Source organism: Novosphingobium profundi (assembly GCF_018491765.1).
GTDB classification, from domain to species: Bacteria; Pseudomonadota; Alphaproteobacteria; order Sphingomonadales; family Sphingomonadaceae; genus Novosphingobium; species Novosphingobium profundi.
Map to the genome: position 1 here is coordinate 52879 of NZ_JABWCU010000022.1, position 21245 is coordinate 74123.

At 64.8% G+C, this 21245-nt stretch carries 20 protein-coding genes; 13 read left to right on the forward strand and 7 right to left on the reverse strand.

Features of this window, described 5'->3' with window-relative positions; all coding sequences use genetic code 11:
* Positions 1–58 precede the first annotated feature (58 nt).
* Both gyrA and HT136_RS21935 read left to right on the forward strand, forming a co-directional pair.
* The gene (gene gyrA, locus HT136_RS21930) at positions 59–2863 is read left to right on the forward strand and encodes a DNA gyrase subunit A (protein ID WP_214201996.1); all 2805 of its coding nucleotides are present in this window, start codon (positions 59–61) and stop codon (positions 2861–2863) included.
* Complete coding sequence (locus tag HT136_RS21935; protein ID WP_214201997.1) at positions 2860–3225, forward strand: DUF952 domain-containing protein; 366 nt, start codon at positions 2860–2862, stop codon at positions 3223–3225. The genes gyrA and HT136_RS21935 overlap by 4 nt, the downstream gene beginning before the upstream one ends.
* Before the next feature lie 27 nt (positions 3226–3252).
* Here HT136_RS21935 and HT136_RS21940 read toward each other — a convergent pair whose 3' ends face one another.
* On the reverse strand, positions 3253–3942 hold the full coding sequence (locus tag HT136_RS21940; protein ID WP_214201998.1) for a hypothetical protein: 690 nt from the start codon (positions 3940–3942) through the stop codon (positions 3253–3255).
* Between the two features lie 168 nt (positions 3943–4110).
* Here HT136_RS21940 and trmFO point away from each other — a divergent pair, with 168 nt between their 5' ends.
* A complete protein-coding gene (gene trmFO, locus HT136_RS21945) occupies positions 4111–5475 on the forward strand; it encodes a methylenetetrahydrofolate--tRNA-(uracil(54)-C(5))-methyltransferase (FADH(2)-oxidizing) TrmFO (protein ID WP_214201999.1) in 1365 nt (454 codons plus the stop codon).
* Positions 5476–5502: 27 nt separating this feature from the next.
* Here trmFO and HT136_RS21950 read toward each other — a convergent pair whose 3' ends face one another.
* Entirely contained in the window at positions 5503–5982 is a 480-nt protein-coding gene (locus HT136_RS21950) for an EF-hand domain-containing protein (protein ID WP_214202000.1), read from the reverse strand.
* Positions 5983–6075: 93 nt separating this feature from the next.
* The gene (locus HT136_RS21955) at positions 6076–6789 is read right to left on the reverse strand and encodes a hypothetical protein (RefSeq protein WP_343222281.1); all 714 of its coding nucleotides are present in this window, start codon (positions 6787–6789) and stop codon (positions 6076–6078) included.
* 268 nt (positions 6790–7057) lie between these two features.
* Between HT136_RS21955 and HT136_RS21960 the strand changes: the two genes are divergently transcribed.
* From HT136_RS21960 to HT136_RS21970, 3 genes are read left to right on the forward strand one after another with little or no spacing between them, the layout of a single operon-like run.
* Complete coding sequence (locus HT136_RS21960; RefSeq protein ID WP_214202001.1) at positions 7058–8959, forward strand: VWA domain-containing protein; 1902 nt, start codon at positions 7058–7060, stop codon at positions 8957–8959.
* Complete coding sequence (locus tag HT136_RS21965; protein WP_214202002.1) at positions 8956–9555, forward strand: TadE family protein; 600 nt, start codon at positions 8956–8958, stop codon at positions 9553–9555. The genes HT136_RS21960 and HT136_RS21965 overlap by 4 nt, the downstream gene beginning before the upstream one ends.
* Entirely contained in the window at positions 9552–10241 is a 690-nt protein-coding gene (locus HT136_RS21970) for a TadE/TadG family type IV pilus assembly protein (protein ID WP_214202003.1), read from the forward strand. Before HT136_RS21965 ends, HT136_RS21970 begins: the two co-directional genes overlap by 4 nt.
* A gap of 109 nt (positions 10242–10350) precedes the next feature.
* Here the strand turns inward: HT136_RS21970 and HT136_RS21975 are convergent, their stop codons facing one another.
* The 3 genes from HT136_RS21975 to HT136_RS21985 form a co-directional block, all read right to left on the reverse strand.
* The gene (locus tag HT136_RS21975; protein ID WP_214202004.1) at positions 10351–11739 is read right to left on the reverse strand and encodes a pyruvate dehydrogenase complex E1 component subunit beta; all 1389 of its coding nucleotides are present in this window, start codon (positions 11737–11739) and stop codon (positions 10351–10353) included.
* Positions 11739–12827, reverse strand: coding sequence for a pyruvate dehydrogenase (acetyl-transferring) E1 component subunit alpha (gene pdhA / locus HT136_RS21980; protein WP_214202005.1), 1089 nt, complete (start codon positions 12825–12827; stop codon positions 11739–11741). The genes HT136_RS21975 and pdhA overlap by 1 nt, the downstream gene beginning before the upstream one ends.
* Positions 12828–13009: 182 nt before the next feature.
* Positions 13010–13357, reverse strand: coding sequence for an FtsB family cell division protein (locus HT136_RS21985; protein ID WP_343222282.1), 348 nt, complete (start codon positions 13355–13357; stop codon positions 13010–13012).
* Positions 13358–13671: 314 nt separating this feature from the next.
* Here HT136_RS21985 and exbB point away from each other — a divergent pair, with 314 nt between their 5' ends.
* From exbB to HT136_RS22020, 7 genes are all read left to right on the forward strand, one after another.
* Positions 13672–14445, forward strand: a complete 774-nt coding sequence (exbB, locus tag HT136_RS21990; RefSeq protein WP_214202006.1) for a tonB-system energizer ExbB — start codon at positions 13672–13674, stop codon at positions 14443–14445.
* A gap of 6 nt (positions 14446–14451) precedes the next feature.
* Positions 14452–14877, forward strand: a complete 426-nt coding sequence (gene exbD, locus HT136_RS21995) for a TonB system transport protein ExbD (RefSeq protein WP_214202007.1) — start codon at positions 14452–14454, stop codon at positions 14875–14877.
* Between the two features lie 242 nt (positions 14878–15119).
* A complete protein-coding gene (locus HT136_RS22000) occupies positions 15120–15650 on the forward strand; it encodes an energy transducer TonB (RefSeq protein ID WP_214202008.1) in 531 nt (176 codons plus the stop codon).
* A 52-nt stretch (positions 15651–15702) separates the two neighbouring features.
* Positions 15703–18027, forward strand: coding sequence for a TonB-dependent receptor (locus tag HT136_RS22005; protein WP_214202009.1), 2325 nt, complete (start codon positions 15703–15705; stop codon positions 18025–18027).
* A gap of 77 nt (positions 18028–18104) precedes the next feature.
* The gene (locus HT136_RS22010; RefSeq protein WP_214202010.1) at positions 18105–18788 is read left to right on the forward strand and encodes a Fe2+-dependent dioxygenase; all 684 of its coding nucleotides are present in this window, start codon (positions 18105–18107) and stop codon (positions 18786–18788) included.
* A 4-nt stretch (positions 18789–18792) separates the two neighbouring features.
* On the forward strand, positions 18793–19377 hold the full coding sequence (locus HT136_RS22015; RefSeq protein WP_214202011.1) for a ferric reductase-like transmembrane domain-containing protein: 585 nt from the start codon (positions 18793–18795) through the stop codon (positions 19375–19377).
* Positions 19374–19700 carry a PepSY domain-containing protein gene (locus tag HT136_RS22020; protein ID WP_214202012.1) on the forward strand — a complete coding sequence of 109 codons (327 nt, stop codon included), beginning with the start codon at positions 19374–19376 and terminating at the stop codon, positions 19698–19700. Before HT136_RS22015 ends, HT136_RS22020 begins: the two co-directional genes overlap by 4 nt.
* Here HT136_RS22020 and HT136_RS22025 read toward each other — a convergent pair.
* Positions 19687–21234 (reverse strand): efflux transporter outer membrane subunit, encoded by a 1548-nt coding sequence (locus tag HT136_RS22025; protein ID WP_214202013.1) that lies wholly within the window; start codon positions 21232–21234, stop codon positions 19687–19689. The two genes, HT136_RS22020 and HT136_RS22025, sit on opposite strands and share 14 nt — an antisense overlap.
* Positions 21235–21245 lie beyond the last annotated feature (11 nt).

Here is a 21245-nt window from a genome sequence, read left to right on the forward strand (position 1 = left end):
CCATGCCCTAGGGCTCACTATCCGTTCCTGGAAGCTTAGCAGAAGACGACGATAGCGCGTGAGCGAAGACACCCAAAACATCGAACCGACCGGCCCCGACGGGGAATACACCCGCATCGATATCGTCGATGAGATGAAGTCGAGCTACCTCGATTACGCGATGAGCGTGATCGTGAGCCGAGCTCTCCCCGACGTGCGCGACGGCCTCAAGCCCGTCCATCGCCGCATTCTCTATGCCTGCCAGGAAGCCGGTTACGTCGCCGGCAAGCCCTACCGCAAGTCGAGCCGCATCGTCGGTGACGTCATGGGTAAATACCACCCCCATGGCGACAGCGCGATCTACGACGCCCTCGCCCGCCTGACGCAGCCCTGGTCGATGCGCCTGCCGCTCGTCGATGGCCAGGGCAACTTCGGCTCGATGGACCCCGATCCGCCGGCTGCCATGCGTTATACCGAGGCACGCCTCGACAAGAGCGCCAACGAACTCCTGTCCGACATCGACAAGAACACCGTCGATTTCGCGGACAACTACGACGGTTCGGAAAGCGAACCCACGGTCCTTCCCGCCCGCTTCCCCAACCTTCTGGTCAATGGCGCGGGCGGCATCGCGGTCGGCATGGCGACCAACATCCCGCCGCACAACCTGGGTGAGGTGATCGACGGCTGCTTCGCGCTGATGGACGATCCGTCCACCACCAACGAACAGCTGTGCGAGATCATCCCCGGGCCCGACTTCCCGACCGCCCCGCTGATCCTGGGCAAGAGCGGCGCGCGCAACGCCTACACCACGGGCCGTGGCTCGATCATGATGCGCTGCCGCCACGAGATCGAGGAAGGCCGGGGCGATCGCCGCTCGATCGTGCTCACCTCGATCCCTTACCAGGTCGGCAAGAACAACCTCGTCGAGAAGATCGCCGAGGCTGCCAAGGACAAGCGCATCGAGGGCGTCTCGGACATCCGTGACGAATCCAACCGCGAAGGCGTGCGCGTGGTGATCGACCTCAAGCGCGACGCCTCGCCCGAAGTCGTGCTCAATCAGGTCTGGCGCAACACGCCGGCGCAGTCGAACTTTGCGGCCAACATGCTCGCGATCCGCGGCGGCCGCCCCGAGACGATGAGCCTGCGCGACATCCTGCAGGCCTTCATCCAGTTCCGCGAAGAAGTCATCACGCGGCGCACCAAGTTCGAACTGAACAAGGCGCGCGACCGCGCGCACATCTTGCTCGGCCTCGTCGTTGCGGTGTCGAACCTCGACGAAGTGGTGCGCATCATCCGCGGTGCCTCCAACCCGGCCGACGCCCGCGCCAAGCTGCTGGCGCGCGAGTGGCCGATCGGCGACATCGCGCCCTACATTCGCCTCGTCGAGGCGATCGAGCCCAACGCCGAGGAATCGGGCGGCGTCTACAAGCTGTCGGAAATCCAGGTCCGCGCGATCCTCGATCTGCGCCTGCACCGCCTGACCGCGCTTGGCCGCGACGAGATCGGCGACGAGCTCAAGCAATTGGCCGCCGCGATCGAGGAATACCTCTCGATCCTCGCCGACCGCGTGAAGCTCTACGGGGTCATGCGCGACGAATTGAAGGCCGTGCGCGACGCCTATGCGACGCCGCGCCTCTCCGAGATCACCGCCGCCTTCGACGGGATCGACGACGAGGACCTGATCGAGCGCGAGGACATGGTGGTGACCGTCACCATGGACGGCTACATCAAGCGCACCCCCCTCTCGACCTTCCGCGCCCAGGCGCGTGGCGGCAAGGGCCGCGCCGGCATGGCGACCAAGGACGAGGATGCCGTGACGACGATGTTCGTCACCTCCACGCACAACCCGGTGCTGTTCTTCTCGACCGCCGGCAAGGTCTACCGCCTCAAGGTCTACCGCCTGCCCGAAGGCGGCCCGGCCACGCGTGGCCGCCCGATCGTCAACATGCTGCCCGCGCTCGACAAGGACGAGGCGATCCAGACCGTGCTCGCTCTCCCCGAGGACGAGCGGGAATGGGGCAAGCTCTCGGTGGTGTTCGCCACCTCGATGGGTAACGTGCGCCGCAACTCGATGGATTCCTTCGCGAACATTCCTTCGAACGGCAAGTACGCGATGAAGTTCGACCTCAACGCCGACGGCACGCCGAATGACGATTATCTGATTGGCGTCGCGCTGCTCGACCCCAACGACGACGTCCTGCTCGCCACCAAGAAGGGCAAGGCGATCCGCTTCGCCGGCGACCAGGTGCGTGAATTCACGAGCCGCACCTCGACGGGTGTGCGCGGCATGAGCCTCAAGGACGATGACCGCGTCATCTCGCTCTCGATCCTCCACCGCGTCGGTACCGATTCCGAGGAGCGCGACGAGTACCTCAAGTTTGCCCCCTGGAAGGGCGAGCGCGAAGGCACTTGCACGCTTTCGGACGAACGGTTCGCCGAACTGGCCGAGCGTGAGCAGTTCATCCTCACCGTTTGCGCCAACGGCTATGGCAAGATGTCCTCGGCTTACGAGTACCGCCGCACCGGCCGCGGTGGTCAGGGCATCACCAATATCGACAATATCGCCCGCAATGGCGATGTCGTCGCCAGCTTCCCGGCGACACGCGAGCAGCAGCTCATGCTGGTCACCGACCAGGCCAAGATGATCCGCCTGCCGCTCGAGACGATGCGCGTGATCGGTCGCGGTTCGGCCGGCGTGCGCCTTTTCAACGTCGCCAAGGACGAGCACGTCGTCAGCGCCGTTCGCCTCGACGAGGAGAGCGAGGACGAAACGCAGGACGAGGCCGTGATCGAGGATGGCACCGCCATTGCGGGCGAGGCAGCTGGCACGAATGAAACCGGCGCCGGCGAAACCTCCCCTGAGGAAGGGAACGAAGGCGAATGAACGGCCCCTCGACGACCGGTGTCGCCTACAAGATCCTGACCGCGCCGCAGATGGAAACGCTGCTGCACGAAGGAACCTTCGCCGGCGCGCCGATCGACCTCGAGGACGGGTACATCCACATGTCCGACGCCGGACAGGTGAACGAGACCCTCGTGAAGCACTTCGATGGCCAGACCGATCTCCACATCGTGGCGGTCGGTCTGGACGCGCTCGAGGGTGCGATCCGTTGGGAAGTCTCGCGCGGGGGGGCGCTGTTCCCGCACCTCTATGGCGAATTGCCGCTGACGGCCGTGATGGCCCATGGCCTGGTCAAGCGCGATGCCGAGGGCGAGCTGCTCCTGCCTGGATCGACGTCGGAGTAATCCACGTCCCTCTGGTCATGCCCGGACCTAGCCGAAATCGTCCCAGTCGACCCGTTGGACTTCCGCACGCATGCGCAGTTCGCCGGTGACGCCTGTCGCCAGCACGAGGTTGCCGATGTAGAGCGCAGCCCAGGCCAGCACGGCCTGCGGCGCCTCTCCGGCAAGGTAATCCGGAACGGTTATCTGGAGCACGCCGCCAAAGACGATGAGCACGCCGCCCACGCCGACCCGGCTTTGCGCGAAAGTGCTCATCCACGCCGAAGCCGCGAGGCCGCCGAGCGCCAATCCATAGAAAAGCGGCACCGCCGCTCCGATGCGGCTTGCCGCGAAGTAGCACAGCAGCGGCGTCAGCAGGAACAGCCCGGCCGTTCCGATCCGACGGTTCACGTCGGGAGCCTGCGTTCGATGGCTCAGAAACAGCGAAAGGCCGGCGAACCAGCCCAGCATCATGATCGTGCGCGCGAGACCGGGGTAGATCATCGAAAGCGCACCCGCGAGACCTTCAAGCCCGAGCATCAGCGCCAGTAACTGCGTGTCGCGCCCCTTGTGGCGCAACACCGCGTAGGCCGAGAGCAGCCACAACGGCAGCGCCTCGAGCGCCATGAAGTAGACGCCGGGGACTGGTGTTCGCGAGACCAGGAACCAGGCATGCGCCAGAGCCGTAGCCAGGCTCAACAGCAGCCAGGGACGGCGTTCCACGAGTGCGCGGCGGGGCATGTCTGTCTTGCGACCTCCTGCTGGATCCGAATGCCGCGATCCCGTACCGACCACAGGCAAGCCCCTTCCTTGTCCTGTCCGCCGCAACAAGTCATCCCCTCAAATTCGCAGTCTCGCCGGAAATCCCCCCCTTTCCGCTTTGCGCCAGAAGCGCTAGGCGCAAGCCCCATGACACAGACGGTTCACATCATCGGCGGCGGCCTGGCCGGCAGCGAGGCGGCTTGGCAGCTCGCACGGCGTGGTTTTCGCGTACGGATCTCCGAAATGCGGGGCACCGGAGAACGCACGCCCGCGCACCAGGGCGACGGCCTTGCCGAACTCGTCTGCTCGAACTCGTTCCGTTCCGACGACGATGAAAAGAACGCGGTCGGACTGCTCCACTACGAGATGCGCGCCTGCGATTCGCTGATCATGGGCGCGGCCAAGGTCGCCGCAGTGCCCGCCGGATCGGCGCTCGCGGTCGATCGCGAGGTGTTCTCCGCCGAAGTCGAGAAGCGTCTCTCCTCGCTCGAGAACGTCGAGATCGTGCGCGAGCGCATCGACGTCCTGCCGAGCGAGGGCATGACCATCGTCGCCACCGGTCCCCTTACCGCAGAAGCGCTTGCGGGCAGCATCGGCGCGGCGACGGGTTCGGACAGCCTCGCCTTCTTCGACGCCATCGCGCCGATCGTCTACCGCGATTCGGTGGACATGGACGTGTGTTGGATGGCCTCGCGCTGGGACAAGCCCTCCAAAGTCGGCGGCGGCACCAAGGACTACATCAACTGCCCGATGAACAAGGAGCAGTACCTCGCCTTCCACCAGGCCCTGATCGACGGCGAAAAGACCGTGTTCAAGGACTGGGAGGCCGACACTCCCTATTTCGACGGCTGCATGCCGATCGAGGTCATGGCCGAGCGCGGCGTCGAGACGCTGCGCTTCGGTCCGATGAAGCCGGTCGGGCTCGACAATCCGCACTGGGCGACGCCCGAGCACCCCAACGGGCGCTGGCCTTACGCGGTCGTCCAGCTGCGCCAGGACAACAAGCTGGGCACGCTTTTCAACATGGTCGGCTTCCAGACCAAGCTCAAGCACGCCGAGCAGGTCCGCCTGTTCCGCACCATCCCGGGGCTTGAGAACGCCGAGTTCGCCCGTCTGGGCGGCCTGCACCGCAACACCTTCATCAATTCGCCGGTCCTGCTCGACCGCCAGCTGCGCCTGAAGAGCGCGCCGCACGTGCGCTTTGCCGGGCAGATCACGGGCTGCGAGGGCTATGTCGAGAGTTCCGCCGTCGGCCTCATGGCGGGCCTGATGACGGCCGCGCAGCTTGCCGGGCGCGAATGGCAGGCCCCGCCCGCGACGACCGCCATGGGCGCCCTGCTCTCGCACATCACCGGCGACGCCGACGCCGAGAGCTTCCAGCCCATGAACGTCAACTTTGGACTGTTCCCCCCCCTTCACGACGTCAAGAAAAAGCAGCGCAAGGAAGCCTATACCGCGCGCGCCAAGGACGAGATCGTGCCCTGGATCGAGGGCCTCGTACCGGCGGGCTGAGCGATCCTGTCCTACGCCGGACACCAATCATTTGCACAGGCATTTCGATTTCGGCTTGCCCGGCGCAGGTGGCGGCGCGGTTCGACGAAACTCGCGCAGCGTTAGCCAGTCGTCGCGGTTGGTGTCAGCGTTTTCGAACTTCTCGACAGTCGTGTGCGCCCACTCCTCGAACGTGAGGAGGTTGTTGCCATCCTTGTCGAGCTTGCGAAAATCGTTGGTGCGCGTGGAAAGCATCTCGTTACGGGTAATGCGCCCGTCGCTGTCCCTGTCGTAGCGGCCGAAGCGACGCTGCTCCCGCGTCAGTTCGCTCGCCTCGGGCGGCGCCGGACCGATCACACCCTCGAGGTCCTCCGGCGCAACCGAGGGAAGTCCATCCTCCGGCGAAATCGAGGGCGCAGGCTCGGGCGGCGGTGCCGCGCGTTCGACCATCGCGCGCCCCTGCCACCAGAACAGGCCAAGGCTGACGAGCAGAAGTGCCCCGAAAGCCCCCAGTAGAATTCGGTTCATCGTCCACCCTCATCGCCCGCGCGCAAGAGTGCCGATGACCGCAAGCCATGACCAATTACGAAATGTTCACATGGGCGCGATGTCCGGCGCCGGTCAACGACCCAACAGGCCGACGCCAAGCGCGCGAACCAGAGCGCTGGGAGACCGCGCCGCTTCTTCCGATCCATGGGCGTAACGGCGTGCGGAGAGAACTTCGAGCACCTTGAGCGGGCGCAACGCACGCGCGACCGAACCGCGCGTACGCAAAGGCCTTTCGGCCAGCAGCGTTTCGACCGCTTTGCGCTCCTCGGCATTGCGCAGGCGCACGGCGAGATCGGTCAGCCCCCAGGCCTCGCCGATCGCGTGTGCCTTGTCGGCCTGATCGGCTTGACCGACCTGGCGCGCGAAGGCGGCGAAGGCGAGACCGCGTGCGTGCGCCATCGCCTGCAACGCATCGGACGGGAGCGGCGCCGGGGCCGTCAGCGCTTCCCACCCGTCAACGAGCGCGACCGCTTCGCCATGGGCGCCATTCCAGCTGCGAAGCGCAGCCAGGAGTGGTTCGCCCCTGGGCCAGTTCACAGCGTCCTGTCCGAGTGTCTCACGCCACCAGGAGAGGCGCAACTGCGCCAGCATCGGCTCCTTGGAATGGCGCAAGAGGTTGGCAAGCCTTGCGTCGAGCGCGAAGAGCGCCAAGGTTGCAAGGCGCGAAGAACGCGGCGCATAGGCGAGCGCCAGTCGCGCGAGCGGCGAAAGAGCGCCGACGAGGCTTTCCTCGATCTGGGACGGGGTCAGCGCTTCGGGCTGACTTGCGGGCTTTTCTTCGGTCACGATGACAGGCTCTTAACCTTCGCGGCCCGTGTTGCAAGGGTTCGGCAACCGATTTCCCTCGCGAGATCGGCCACCAAGGCACGCATTTTCGCCGGTTTGCGTGACGTGATGTGCAATCGTTCTCATTTCCCCTTCGCAGCGCCCGATCGAATTTTCATTAACCATGCACATTACGCCAATTCTCATAATTTTAGAGGATATTGGTCGCACAATGGCACTGCGGAAATTTACCAAGGAATGATCGAGGTCGCCCCCCCCAACCGGTCGATTGAACCTTCTGGCCCGGGCCATCGCTCGGCTGCTCGCGTGTCTTCGCGATTGCCGGGGAAACACCTTCCTCATCTTCGCAGCGGCAGTCACCCCCCTTCTCGCACTCGTTGGCGGGGGAATCGACATGGGCCGTACCTACCTGTCCGAAACGCGTCTTCAGCAGGCGTGTGACGCGGGCGTCCTCTCTGCACGCAAAGCGCTTGGTTCGCAGGTGGTCGCCACCGGAAACGTTCCCTCGGACGTTTCGATGATCGGCAACCGCTTCTTCAACCTCAATTTTGCCGATGGTGCCTATGGCTCCCAGAGCCGCACCTTCACGATGGCGCTCGAGAGCGACTTTTCGATTTCGGGACAAGCCACCGTGCTGGTCCCGACGACGATCATGCGAGTCTTCGGGCAGACGCAAATTTCCGTGGCCGTGAAGTGCGAGGCGAAGCTCAACTATTCCAACACCGACGTGATGATGGTGCTCGATACCACCGGGTCGATGGCCGATACCAACCCGAGCGACACCGAATCCAAGATCTCCATCCTGCGCCGCGTCGTGAAGAACTTTCACACCCAGCTGGAAGGCAGCAAGACGCCGGGCGTTCGCATTCGCTACGGATTCGTCCCGTATTCGACCAACGTCAATGTCGGCTACCTACTCAAGTCCGACTGGATGGTCGATACCGGCAGCTATGAAGGGCGCAACGCCAAGGACACGGGCAAGGTCGAGACCGTCACCAAGTACAAGTACACCTATTCGACGCTGAGCGGATCGCAGGCCGCCATCGCAAGCACCTTCTCCAGCTCCTGCCCCGGCAACACCGCGACGTGGACCATGATCGCCTACGGGTCGGGATCGGGCTACGAAGTCTGGGACACGCGCATCAACGGCAATGTCTACACCTGCACGCAAGGCGACGGCGGCTACAACGTCAGCGGAACGAGCTATGCCAACTACGTCTACCGCACGCTCAAGCAGGCCAATGGCACCGAAAGCAAGGAAGTCTACAAGTGGCAGTACAACTCGGTCGACGTCGACGTGAGTTCGCTCAAGGGCGCCAACGGCGATGCGCTCTACAAGGGCGGTTCGGTGTGGGTGCGCATGTTCGGTAACCCCTCACCGGCCCCGGACTACATGTCCGCAACCTTCAAGGGCTGCATCGAGGAGCGCGATACCTACCAGATTTCCGACTACAACAACGTCGATCTCTCGCGCGCACTCGACCTCGACATAGACAGCATTCCCGACCCCAAGAAGTCCAAGACGCAGTGGCGGCCAGTGCTGCCTGAAATCTCGTTCGAACGCGCGTGGAAGCCGACTGGCGGGGCCTTCTCCAAGACCCCGGTGATGACGACCGACGATTACCTCCAGGCGAGCAATTACGGCCTCACCGCCTGCCCGGCCCCGGCCCACAAGCTGGCCGAGATGACCGCAAGCGAAGTGGCGAACTACGTCGATGCACTCAGCCCCGCAGGCAGCACCTACCACGACATCGGCATGATCTGGGGCGGGCGCCTGCTCTCGCCGACCGGCCTTTTCGCGACCGAGAACGCGGACGTCAGTGGACGCCCGACGACGCGGCACCTGATCTTTCTCACCGATGGCGAGACCGCACCCTCCGAGTTCAGTTACGGCACTTACGGCATCGAACCGCTAAGCGAGAGGCGCTGGTCGCCAAGTTCCTCCTACACGCTCACCCAAACGGTGGAGAAGCGCTTCTCGTTTGCGTGCGACGAGGTGAAGAAGCGCAACATCACGGTCTGGGTGATCGGATTCGGCACGCAGATGACCGACATGCTCAAGACCTGCGCGGGCAACGGCCACTGGTTCCAGGCCGACAACGCCACGCAGCTCAACGAGGCGTTCAACGCGATCGCCAAGGCGATGGGTGACCTGAGGATCGTGAAGTGAGGCCTTTCGACCAGCGTTTCAGGCGCCTCTTGCGCGACCGACGCGGCGTGAGCGCGGTGGAATTCGCCCTGCTCGCCCCGGTGGTGCTCATCACCATCTTCGGACTCTTCGACCTTGGCTACAACGTCTACACCGCCGAGCTTCTGGAAGGTGCGATCCAGAAGGCGGCCCGCGATTCCACGATCGAAGGCGCGGCCGCGAAGACCAGCGGGCTCGACGCGCACGTCGCCGAAGTAGTGCATGCCATCGCTCCGGCCGCAACTCTCGACTTCTCGCGAACCGCCTACACCTCCTTCTCCGACATCAACCAGCCCGAGGACTTCACCGACGTCAACGGCAACGGGATGTGCGATGCCGGCGAACCCTACGAGGACGCCAATGGCAACGGAGCCTGGGACCGCAACCAGGGCAAGAGCGGCGTTGGCGGTGCACGTGACGCCGTTCTCTACCAGGTCCAGGTCACGTATCCCCGGCCCTTTCCGGTCACCGCAATCTTCGGGATGAAGGACAGCTTCACGCTGATCTCACGCACGGTGTTGCGCAACCAGCCTTACGAAAACAGCGAAACCACGCCCAGTATCGGATACTGCGCATGACCTCCCGCACCCTTCGGGCCTTGCGTCGGATCGCGCGTGTCTTGCGCGGCTTGCCGGCAGCGAGAGCCGGTGTCGCCGTCACCGAAACCGCGCTCGTGCTGCCATTCTTCCTGGGGGCTGGACTGTGCGGCATCGAGCTTGCCAATTTTTCGCTCACCACGATGAAGGTGGGACAGCTCGCCGTCCAGATCGCCGACAACGCCTCGCGCATCGGCGACATCTCGACGCTCGAAAATCGCAAGATCTACGAATCCGACATCAATGACCTGTTTCTCGGCGCAGCCGTCCAGGGCGGAACGGGAATGGATCTGTACCACCACGGCCGCGTCATCGTCAGCAGCCTCGAGATGAACTCGGACAAGGACCAGTACATCCATTGGCAGCGCTGCCTGGGGACGTTGAATGCCACGTCCAGCTACGGCAAGCCCGGCGACGTGCTCGACCCGGGCATGGGCCCCAAGGGACGCGAGGTCATGGCAATGGAGGGTGGCGCGGTCATCTTCGTCGAGATCCGCTACGTCTATCAGCCGCTCATCTCGCAGGCCCTGATCGGCGATCCGACCATCTCCACGGTCTCGTCCTTCACCGTACGCTCGAGCCGCGATCTCTCGCAGATCTATCAGGCCGACAGTTCGGCGCCCGACCCGATCGCGGCTTGCGACAAATTCACCGCCACCACGTCCTGAGCGGATATGGCCGGTCACGAAAAAGGCCCCCCGGACCAAATCCGGGGGGCCTTTTTTCAGTACCTTTGGCTCGTGCCGGAACCGATCCGGCGCGAACCCAGGCTCGCTATCAGCGGTAGCAGACCTTCTTGACGGCTGCGATCACGCGATCGGTGTCGATCAGCGCGGCGTGCTCGAGGTTTGCGGCGTAAGGCAGCGGAACGTCCTCGTTGCAAACGCGAAGGACCGGTGCGTCGAGGTTGTCGAAGCCTTCCTCCATGCAGATCGCGGCGATTTCCGAAGCGATCGAACAGACCGGGAAGCCCTCTTCGGCCACCACGATGCGGTTGGTCTTGGCGAGGCTTGCCAGCACCGCTTCCTTGTCGAGCGGACGCAGCGTGCGAAGGTCGAGCACTTCGGCGTCGATGCCTTCTTCAGCCAGCTTCTCGGCCGCTTCCAGAGCCACGCCGACGCCGATCGAATACGACACGATCGTCACGTCCGAACCTTCGCGCATGATGCGCGCCTTGCCGATCGGCAGGACGTGATCGTCGAGCTCGGGCAATTCGAACGAACGGCCGTAGACGAGTTCGTTCTCGAGGAAGACCACCGGGTCCTCGCTGCGGATCGCCGCCTTCATCAGGCCCTTGGCGTCCGACGCATCGTAAGGCGCGATAACCACGAGGCCGGGAACGTTGGCGTACCACGGGCCGTAGTTCTGCGAGTGCTGTGCACCCACGCGCGAGGCCGCGCCGTTGGGGCCGCGGAACACGATCGGACAGCGCATCTGGCCACCCGACATGTAGTTGGTCTTGGCAGCCGAGTTGATGATGTGGTCGATCGCCTGCATGGCGAAGTTGAATGTCATGAACTCGACGATCGGGCGCAGGCCACCCATCGCAGCGCCCGTACCGATACCGGCGAAGCCGTACTCGGTGATCGGCGTATCGATGACGCGCTTGGGGCCGAACTCCTCGAGCAGCCCTTGCGTCACCTTGTAGGCGCCCTGGTACTCGGCGACTTCCTCGCCCATCACGAAGACGCGTTCGTCACGGCGCATCTCCTCGGCCATCGCGTCGCGCAGCGCGTCGCGCACGGTCGAGGTCTTCATGTTGGTGCCGTGCGGAATCTCGGGATCGGCGACCTTGGGCTTGGCCTCGGTCTGCAGCTTGGCGGTACCCGACGCGGCGCTCACGTCCTGGATCACGTCCGACTTGACGGCCTGCGCTTCGACCTTGGGAGCCGCAGCGGGAGCCGAAACCGCCGAAGCGTCTTCGCCCTCACCCGCGAGCATCGCGATCACGGTGCCGACCTTCACGCCCTCGGTGCCTTCGGGAATGAGGATCTTGCCGACGGTGCCTTCATCGATGGATTCGAATTCCATCGTCGCCTTGTCGGTTTCGATTTCGGCCAGGATGTCGCCCGAGGAAACCTCGTCGCCTTCCTTGACCAGCCACTTTGCGAGCTTGCCCTCTTCCATCGTGGGCGAGAGCGCGGGCATTTTCAGTTCGATCGCCATCAGTAGCGCTCCACCAGGACGTCAGTATAGAGTTCGGACATTTCAGGCTCGGGCGAGCTTTCCGCGAAGTCGGCAGCCTCGGTGATCTGCTTGCGCACCTGCTTGTCGAGGTCCTTGAGCGCCTCTTCGGTCATGCCCATGGCGATCAGTTCGGCCTTGGCGTGCTCGATCGGGTCGCGGTTGTCGCGAACACCCTGGACTTCCTCGCGGCTGCGATACTTCGCCGGGTCGGACATCGAGTGGCCACGGTAGCGGTAGGTGTTGAGCTCCATGAGCACCGGACCATTGCCGCCGCGCACGTATTCAAGTGCGATCTCGGCCGCCTTGCGGACTTCGAGCACGTCCATGCCATCGACCTGCATGCCCGGAATGCGGAACGCGCTGCCACGACGGTGGAAGTGGGTTTCGGCCGAGGAGCGCTTGACTGCGGTGCCCATGGCGTACTGGTTGTTCTCGATCACGAAGATGATCGGCAACTTCCACAGCGCGGCCATGTTGAAGGCTTCGTAGACCTGGCCCTGGTTCGACGCACCATCGCCGAAGTAGGCCATCGCGACGCCGCCGTCCTCGTTGTACTTGTGCGCGAAGGCAAGGCCCGCACCGAGCGGCACCTGCGCACCGACGATGCCGTGGCCGCCGTAGAACTTGTGCTCGACGCTGAACATGTGCATCGAGCCGCCCTTGCCCTTGGAGATGCCGGCAGCACGCCCCGTAAGCTCGGCCATGATCACTTTGGGATCGATGCCGTAGGCAAGCATGTGGCCGTGGTCACGATAGCCGGTGATCACCGAATCCTTGTCGCCATCGAGCGCCGACTGCAGGCCGACGGCAACGGCTTCCTGGCCGATGTAGAGGTGGCAGAAACCGCCGATAAGGCCCAGGCCGTAAAGCTGGCCGGCCTTTTCTTCGAAGCGTCGGATGAGCAGCATCTGCTCGTAAAGCTTGAACAGCTCATCCTTGTCCGCCTTGTAGCGCTTGTCGGATTCGAGCGTGGTCTGGAGCGTGTCGAGCGCGAAGTTGTCTTCGGCGGCTGGCGTTACCGGCGTGTCGGTCGTGCCGGACGCGGCGTCAGTCTTTGTTTTGGGCAATGCTGCTCCCCCTGGGGTAAGGATGGCTTCGTTCGAGCGATATAGGCAAATCGCTCGGTCACGGAAAGCGTTCCAACCCGGAATTGAGGGCGATTCAAAGCACTTTTTGTACCATTCCACGCAACTGTGGTTGCAAGAAACTGAACCGACACCGATTTCTGCGACGGTCCGTGGTACTGCCGTCAAGGCAAGAGCAGGACCTTTTCGTCGGGACGGGCGACATTCAGATTGCTGCGCAGCAATTCGCCCGCCAGATCGGGATCGACGTGGTCAGGCGCGAGCAGATCGACCCGATTGCGCAACCGATCCCGCTTTTCCTGCAAGTCGACAAGGCTGATGCGACGCTGATCGAGCGCGCGCTGGTTTTCGCCCCAGGCCAGAAGACCACTCGGCCCTGCCACCGCGAAGCCAGCCATGAGCATCAAGGCCGCCAAAGGCAGCCCCTGCACCAGTCGCTTGCGCACAATGGTAGTTTCGCCCCGCATGGTCCTCATGGTGTCGATAGAATCACAACTGATTCGTCCTTGCAAGCCTTAATTCTAGGCGATTCGCTGCACTTGCGACAGGTCTGCAAGCCTCGGTCCATCGGATGCCCGAAACGAATTGTGTCGATAAGTTTCGCAAAACGTCCTTACCAATCCGTTCACGAGCCAATTCCCGCAGTTCCGGGCCAGACGCCAACCCCGTGCAAACGATGGAAACCGCAAGTCAACCAAAGGTTCCTTGGCCGGAAATCCCACGCTAATGCGAATCTATTGCAATGAATTGCAGGATATGCGAATTGGTCGCAACAAGGACGGGGAACGCCGGGAACAGGGCCTGGCGGATACCTTGGGGGGAATACATGACAAGATACAATTTCCTGGCCGTTGGCAGCATCAGCCTGACTTTCGCGACCGCACCACAGGCGGCCTACGCTGCGGCAGCGGGTATTTTACCCAGCGAGCTATCCGTCGGCGCGATGTTCGTTCAGGCCGACTGGCTGGTCAAAGTCGTGATGATCGGACTCGCTCTCGCCTCGGTCGCCACCTGGACGATCTTCGTCGCCAAGCTGCTCGAATTGCGCAAGGCCAACGCGAGCGAGAAGCTGGTCCACGACCAACTCGTATCGCTGCGTTCGCTGCGCGATGCCGCGCTTGACGGAAACCTTGCCTTTACCCCGCTCGTGCGCGAGGCGCTTTCCGAACTGCGCCTGTCGAGTGACGCGCTTGCCGACCCCGAGGGCATCAAGGAACGTGTCGTCTCGCGCTTCCAGCGCCACGAGGCGGCCGTAACCCGGCGCATGACGCGCGGCGTCAACGTTCTCGCCACGATCGGCGCAACCGCCCCCTTCGTCGGCCTCTTCGGCACGGTGTGGGGCATCATGAACAGTTTCATCGGCATCGCCGAGAAGCAGACCACGAACCTCGCCGTGGTGGCACCGGGCATCGCCGAGGCCCTGCTCGCCACCGCGATCGGCCTCGTCGCGGCGATCCCGGCCGTGGTTATCTACAACCACTTCGCGCGCCAGATCGCGGCACACAAGGCGCTGGTCTCGGACAGCGCAGCGGCCATCCTGCGGCTCGTCTCGCGCGATCTCAGCCGCGGCCAGGCGCTCCCGCTCGTCAAGGAAGGCTAAGACGCCATGGCGATCCAGCTCTCCGAGGGGGGCGACGAGCTCCCCGTCAACCACGACATCAACGTAACGCCCTTCATCGACGTCATGCTGGTGCTGCTGATCATCTTCATGGTCGCAGCCCCGCTCGCAACGGTCGACGTCAAGGTCGACCTGCCGTCCTCGACGGCCGCGCCCGCGGCAAAGCCCGACAAGCCCGTCTACCTGACCTTGCAGCAAAGCGGCGAGATGCGGGTGGGAGAGCGCGCGGTCACCCAGGACGCCCTCGGCCAGGCGATCATCTCCGCCACTTCGGGCGATCGCGAGCAGCGCGTATTCCTGCGCGCGGACAAGACCGTCACCTACGAAGCGATCATGAAGGCGATGAACGCGCTGCGCGACTCGGGATACCGCCATGTAGCCCTTGTCGGGGCCGAGCAGGCCGGATCACGGTAATGCGCGCGCCCGAACGCGACGACCCTGGCGTCCGGCAACGCTGGGCGGGCGCGGCTGCGCTCGCGCTCGGCGGCCATGCGCTCCTCCTCGGCGCTGTCTTGCTGTGGAGCCGAAAGGCCCCGGCGCCCGAGTCCGAGCCCGTCGTCCTCGTCGAATTGCCCGAAGGCGCCGCTGCGGCCCCCTCGCCATCCGCTGCGGACGCGCCCTCGCCTGCCCAGGCACAGACAGCGAGCACGTCCCGGATGACGTCCGAGCCCGTCGAGCAGCCAAGCGCACGCGTACAACCTGATCCGCTGCCGATGGTGCGTCCCGCCGTCCAGGCTGCCCCCATACAGCCTGTTGTGGCCGCACCGGCTCCGACGCCGCCACGTCCCGCTCCGCCGGTTGCGGCGAGCGGCCCTTCCGCGCCAGCGCGCACTGTGTCGGCCGGCAGTGCAAGTACCGGCGATGGCCCCGGCACCAGTCCGGCCGCGCGCAAGGCGCAGCAGGACTACTACGCCATGATCGCGGCACATCTGCAGCGCCGCAAGACCTACCCGCCCGAGGCCCGCAAGGCCCGGCAGCAAGGCATCGTCACCGTCCGCTTCACCGTCGCGCGCGATGGTTCGGTCAGCGCAGTCTCGATCAAGCGTTCGAGCGGGCACGAACTGCTCGACGGGGCCACGCTGGATCTGATGCAACGCGTCGCCCCGCTGCCACGCATGCCGGCGTCGATGGAGAAGGACAGCGTCACGCTGTCGCTGCCGATCGAATATTCGCTGCGCACCGAGTGATCGCTGCGCCAGCACCACAACCGAACCAGAACACCATGATGAGGGAAAATTCGTGAAAAAGCACAAGGGGGGAATCCTGCGTCCGACGAGCCTGCGCCAGTCGGGCGCGGCCGTGGCGCTGGGCATGACGGCAGCGACTTTCGCCGTACCGGCGGCCGCACAACAGGCGGGCGACGCCGACGAAGAAGTGCAGCTCGACACGCTCCAGATCGAGGACAGCGCGGCCGACATCAATCCCTACACCTCGCCGGGCGCGCCCTACAAGGCGCGCGTCTCGGCTGATCCGCGCCGCGTGAAGCCCCTCGCCGAGACGCCCGCGACGATCACCGTCGTCACCGAGACACAGATGGAAGAGGCCGGCACCACCGACCTCAAGGAAGTCCTGCGTCTGCAACCCGGTGTCACCATCGGCACCGGCGAGAACGGCAACGCCTTCGGGGATCGCTACATCATCCGTGGTGAGGAAGCGCGCAGCGACGTCTTCGTCGATGGCCTGCGCGACCCCGGGATGACCACCCGCGAAAGCTTCGCGGTCGACCAGGTCGAAATCACCAAGGGCCCGAGTGCCACCTTTGCCGGGCGCGGCGCGGTGGGCGGTGCGGTCAACGCGATCACCAAGCAGGCCAGCACCGAGTATTCGTTCCACAAGGTCGACCTCGGCGCGGGTACCGACAATTTCTGGCGCGGTACGCTCGACACCAACTGGGCGCTGACCGAAAACGCCGCGATCCGCGCGAACCTGCTCTATGCCAAGCAGGACGTGCCCGACCGCGACCCGGCCTACCGCGAGCGTTGGGGCGCGGCAGTCTCGGCCACGTACGCGCTGAGCGAAGCCGTCCGCTTCGCGCTCGACTACTACCACCTTACCGCCAAGGATCGCCCGGACCTGGGCACGTATGTGCCCGCCAGCACTGCCGAAGGGTATGGAGAGCCGTTCCACGACCTGCCGACTTTCGCGCAGAAGCAGGACTTCCTGAAGTCCGACGTCGACACCGTGACCGGGCGCATCTTCATCGAGCCAGCGAATGGTCTCAAGATCATCAACTCGACCCGCTATGGCGAAAGCCACAATGGCTACGTCGCCACCGGCGCGCGCGGTGACAGCACGGGGGCCTCGGTGGCGCTAAGCACGCACCAGGGCTGGCAGGACGTCACCTACTTCGTGAACCAGCTCAACGTCCTGGGTACCTTCCACAGCGGCTCGCTGGTCCACAATCTCATCGTGGGCAGCGAATATTCGGACCACCACGTCATCAACGGCGTCTACGCGGTCACCAACAATGGCGCGACCAACTGCACCAATTCGCGCGGCCAAGCCGCCTATTGCCTGACCGATGAGAGCGGGACGGCGATCGTCGATCGCGCGGACATCTCGACGCTGATGGGCCGCGAGATTACCAAGGGCGACGCCGACAGCGACTGGCACGTACGCACGCTCTCGTTCTACGCGATGGACACCGTCGATGTGACCCCGTGGCTCTCGATCAACGGCGGCGTCCGCCTCGACGCGATCGACTTCAGTCTGGTTACCATCGGCGCGAGCGGCAGCACGCAGTACATCCAGAACGAGACGCTGTGGAACGGCCATCTGGGCGTCAGCGTCAAGCCGGTCGAGGAGCTGATGCTCTACGCAACCTGGTCGACGGCCAAGAACATCAACGGCGGCGAATCCGACCTTGGCGCAAACTGCGGCTATGGCGGCCTGTGCGTCTCGAGCACGGTCGACTACACCCAGGCCGATCCCGAAACCTCGATCAGCTGGGAAGCAGGCCTCAAGTGGGACCTGTTCGACGACCGCCTGCTGGTCACTCTGGCCGCGTTCCAGAACACCAAGCACGACGTCTTCGAGATCGCCAGCGGCAACTCGGGCTACTCGCAGGCCGGTAGCATCAACACCGGCAAGAACCGCGTGCGCGGCATCGAGATCAGCCTCGTCGGCAACATCACCGACCGCCTCTCGGCGCAGCTTGGCGGGACGATCATGGATGCGAAGGTGCTCGAGAGCTACGATCCCACCAACGTGGGCCACACGCTCTCGAACTTCGCCGACAAGCAGGCGACGGGCCAATTGCGCTACCAGGCGACCGATGCAATCGCGCTGGGAGTTACCGGCACCTACAAGAGCGCGATGTACGCCGGCCAGCCCGACACCGCCGCCAGCTACAACACCCAAGCCGGTCGCTACAGCTATCGCGTGCCCGCCTCGACGGTGTTCGATGCCTTTGCCGAAGTGAAGTTCACCACCAACTTCTCGGCGCGGATCAACGTCCAGAACATCGGCGATGTGAACTACTACACCGCCGCCTACCGTTCGGGCGCGTTCCTCTACAAGGGCGACGAACGGCGCGGGACGATTACGCTCACCGGCCGTTTCTGATAGGCCTCGTCCGGGCGGAGCGCATCCCTGCGGGTGCCCCGTCCGGACGTCTTCCCCCACTCTCAACGGCAACGGACATGCTGACAGTCATCGAACACCTTCTGGACGCGGGCGAAGTCGCTTCGCTGCGCCGCGAACTCGAGACCGCGCAATGGGTCGACGGCGCTCAGAGCGCGGGCACACGCTCGGTCGCGGTGAAGCAGAACCGGCAGGTCGACAGGGATTGCCCCAAGGGCCGTGCTCTGTCGGACACGATCCTGCGCAAGCTCGGCGCGTGTCCGCAGTTCGTTTCGGCCTCGCTCGCCGAGAAGATCTGGCCGCCGGTGTTCAACTGCTACCAGGACGGCGGACACTACGGCACCCATGTCGATTCCGCACTGATGCGCGACAACGTACGCGGGTTCACGTTGCGCAGCGACCTCTCGGCCACCATCTTCCTCAGCGATCCCGCAAGCTACGAAGGTGGTGAACTGGTGATCGAGCAGGAGTTCGGCGCCCAGGCGGTCAAGCTCGCCGCGGGCGACATGGTGCTCTACCCCTCGAGCAGCCTGCACCAGGTGACCCCGGTGACCTCCGGCCAGCGACTTTGCGCGATCCTATGGCTGCAGAGCGCGGTTCCCGACACCGCCGAGCGCACTTTGCTTTACGATCTTGACCAGTCGATCCAGAACCTGGCCGCCGCGCGCGATGCCACCGATCCCGACGTGGACCGGCTGATCCACGTCTACCACAATCTCGTACGCCGCTGGGCACAGGTCTGAGCCGGTGAAGCGCGTCCCCGTCAAGCGGATCGTCGATCTCGGCCTGGCCGTGCCCGCCCTGCTCATGGTGTGGGACGCCCTCTTCACCCAAGCCTGGCCGATGGACCTCCTGCGCCCCTCGGGCGAGCTTTCGGTCCGTCTGCTCGTAGTCGCGCTCCTGCCCGGGCCGCTGGTCGAGATCTTCGGCACCAACCGGGTCCTGCGCGGCTGGCTCTCGATCCGTCGCGACCTCGGCGTTGCCGCCTTCGGCTACGGCGCGCTGCACCTGGCGTTCTACCTCGTCGACATGACGCCGGAGGGCATCGTCAACGAACTGGGCCTGCCTGGCATCTGGACGGGATGGCTTGCCCTCATGCTGCTTGCGATCCCGGCCGCGCTCAGTTCCGATCGTGCGGTTCGGCTCCTGGGGCGCATCTGGAAACGCCTGCAAGCGGTGGTCTATCCCGTCTTCGTCCTTGCCATTGCGCATTGGCTCATCCTCGACTGGGCGGTCCTGCCCGCCCTCCTTCACGCCGCACCGCTGCTGGTGGCCTGGATCGCCCGCAGCTGGAAACGCAAACACATCCGCAAGGAAGCCCAAAGCCCGTGACACTCCGACTGAAACCCATTGCCCTCGCCACAGGGCTCGCGCTCGCGAGCCTCGCCACGCCCGCGCTCGCCGATGGCGACATCGTCTGCAACGCAGGCCCTCAGAACACCTGGAAGCCGATCGCGGGGCTCAAGAAGAAGGTCTGGCAGGAAGGCTGGACCACGCTCAAGATGCAAGTCGAGGGCGATTGCTACGAAGTCTATGCGCGCAACAACGCCGGGCAGGTGCTCGAGGCCTTCTACCACCCTGTGACGCTCGAGAAGCTGGTGGTCTATCGCCGCGGCACCGAAATCTATCGCAAGATGGGCTTTACCGGGAAGTGACCGCCTCAGCCGTCGATGGCGGCAATGGCGGCACGTTGCCCGCGGCCTTGTTGATGGCAATGTAGTCGGCCCGAAGCGTCCCTTCGCTGTCGGCAAGGTCGCGCTCGGCCTGCAGCACACCGCGCTCGGCGTCGAGCACGGGCAGGTACGTCAGGTTTCCGGCCGCGTACTGCGCCTGCACCAGATCGCGCGTGCGCCGGGCACTGGCTAGCCGGGCCTCGAGCCCACCGTGACGCAGGCGCTGTGCGGTGTAGCCATTGAGGGCATCGTCGATCTCCTGCCAGGCGGTCAGCACCGTCTTCTGGAAATTGACCGCGGCCTGGCGCTCCTCGAGCTTGCGCAGGGCAACCACGCTGCGCCGCTGCCCGCCATCGAAGAGCGGCAGGTTGAGGCTGGGGCCGATCGACCAGGTCCGGCTTCCCCAGTCGAACAGGTTCTCGCTCTTGTAGGATTCCAGATTGAACCCGCCGCCCAGGCGAATGCTCGGATAGAGGTCCGCCTCGGCCACGCCGATCTTCGCGGTGGCGGCGTGCAACTCGGCCTCGGCGGCCTGGACGTCGGGACGGCGCAGCGCCACTTCGGACGGCAGACCGAGCGCAAGATCGGGTTCGCCGCGCGGCGCCGAGCCATCGCGCCTTTCAAGCAAGGCCTGGAGCGAGCCGGGATGGTCCCCGGTCAGGATCGCCAGCGCATTGAGCAGGCTCGCCTCGTTCGCGCGCAGGGACGGCAGGCCTGCCGTCAGCGCCGCTTGCGAGGAACGTTCGGTTTCGAGCGCGGTATGGTCGTCAAGCCCGCCCTTCACACGTGCTGTCACCAGACGCGCGCGTTCGTCGACAAGCGCCAGATCGCGCTCGGCAAGATCGATCTGGCGCTGCACGGTGCGCAGCTGGAAATAGGCCCGCGCGACTTCGCTCGTGATGCTGAGGCGGGCCAGCTGGACGAGCGCGGCCTGCCCCTGGACAGCCGCGTCCGCCGCCTCGAGGCTACGGCGTACCTTGCCCCACAAGTCGGGCTCCCACGCGGCATCGAAGCCACCCTGGAACAAAGTGAAGGGATTGGCGAGAAACTGCGCCATCTGGTCGCGCTCGGCACTGGTGCCGATCACGTCGAACAGGCGGGTCGAAGCACCATATTCGCTGAGGCGCTCGCGGGTCACCGACCCTTTGAGATTGACCTGCGGCAGTCCGGCGGCCCCTGCCCCCTCGCGCTGGACGCGCGCTGCGGCAAAGCGCAGTGCCGCGTCGGCAATGTTGGGATTGGCGCTCAGCGCGCGGGCTTCCAACTCGTCGAGCACCGGATCGTGCCACACGCTCCAGAACGTCGGCGCGAGTGCGCCATTGCCGGCCTGCGCCGGGTGCAGCGCGGGTGCACCCGAGCGCCAGCTGGACCAGTCCGCGGGTGCCTCGATCGCGGGTGCGACATAGTCCGGGCCGACCGTGCATCCCGCCAGGGTGCAAAGCATCGCGCCGCTGCCAAGCAGGGCGAGACTTCGGCTACGCCGGGGAACGGGGAGAGTTGGGAGCGCAAGCGGCATCGCAGTTCCAG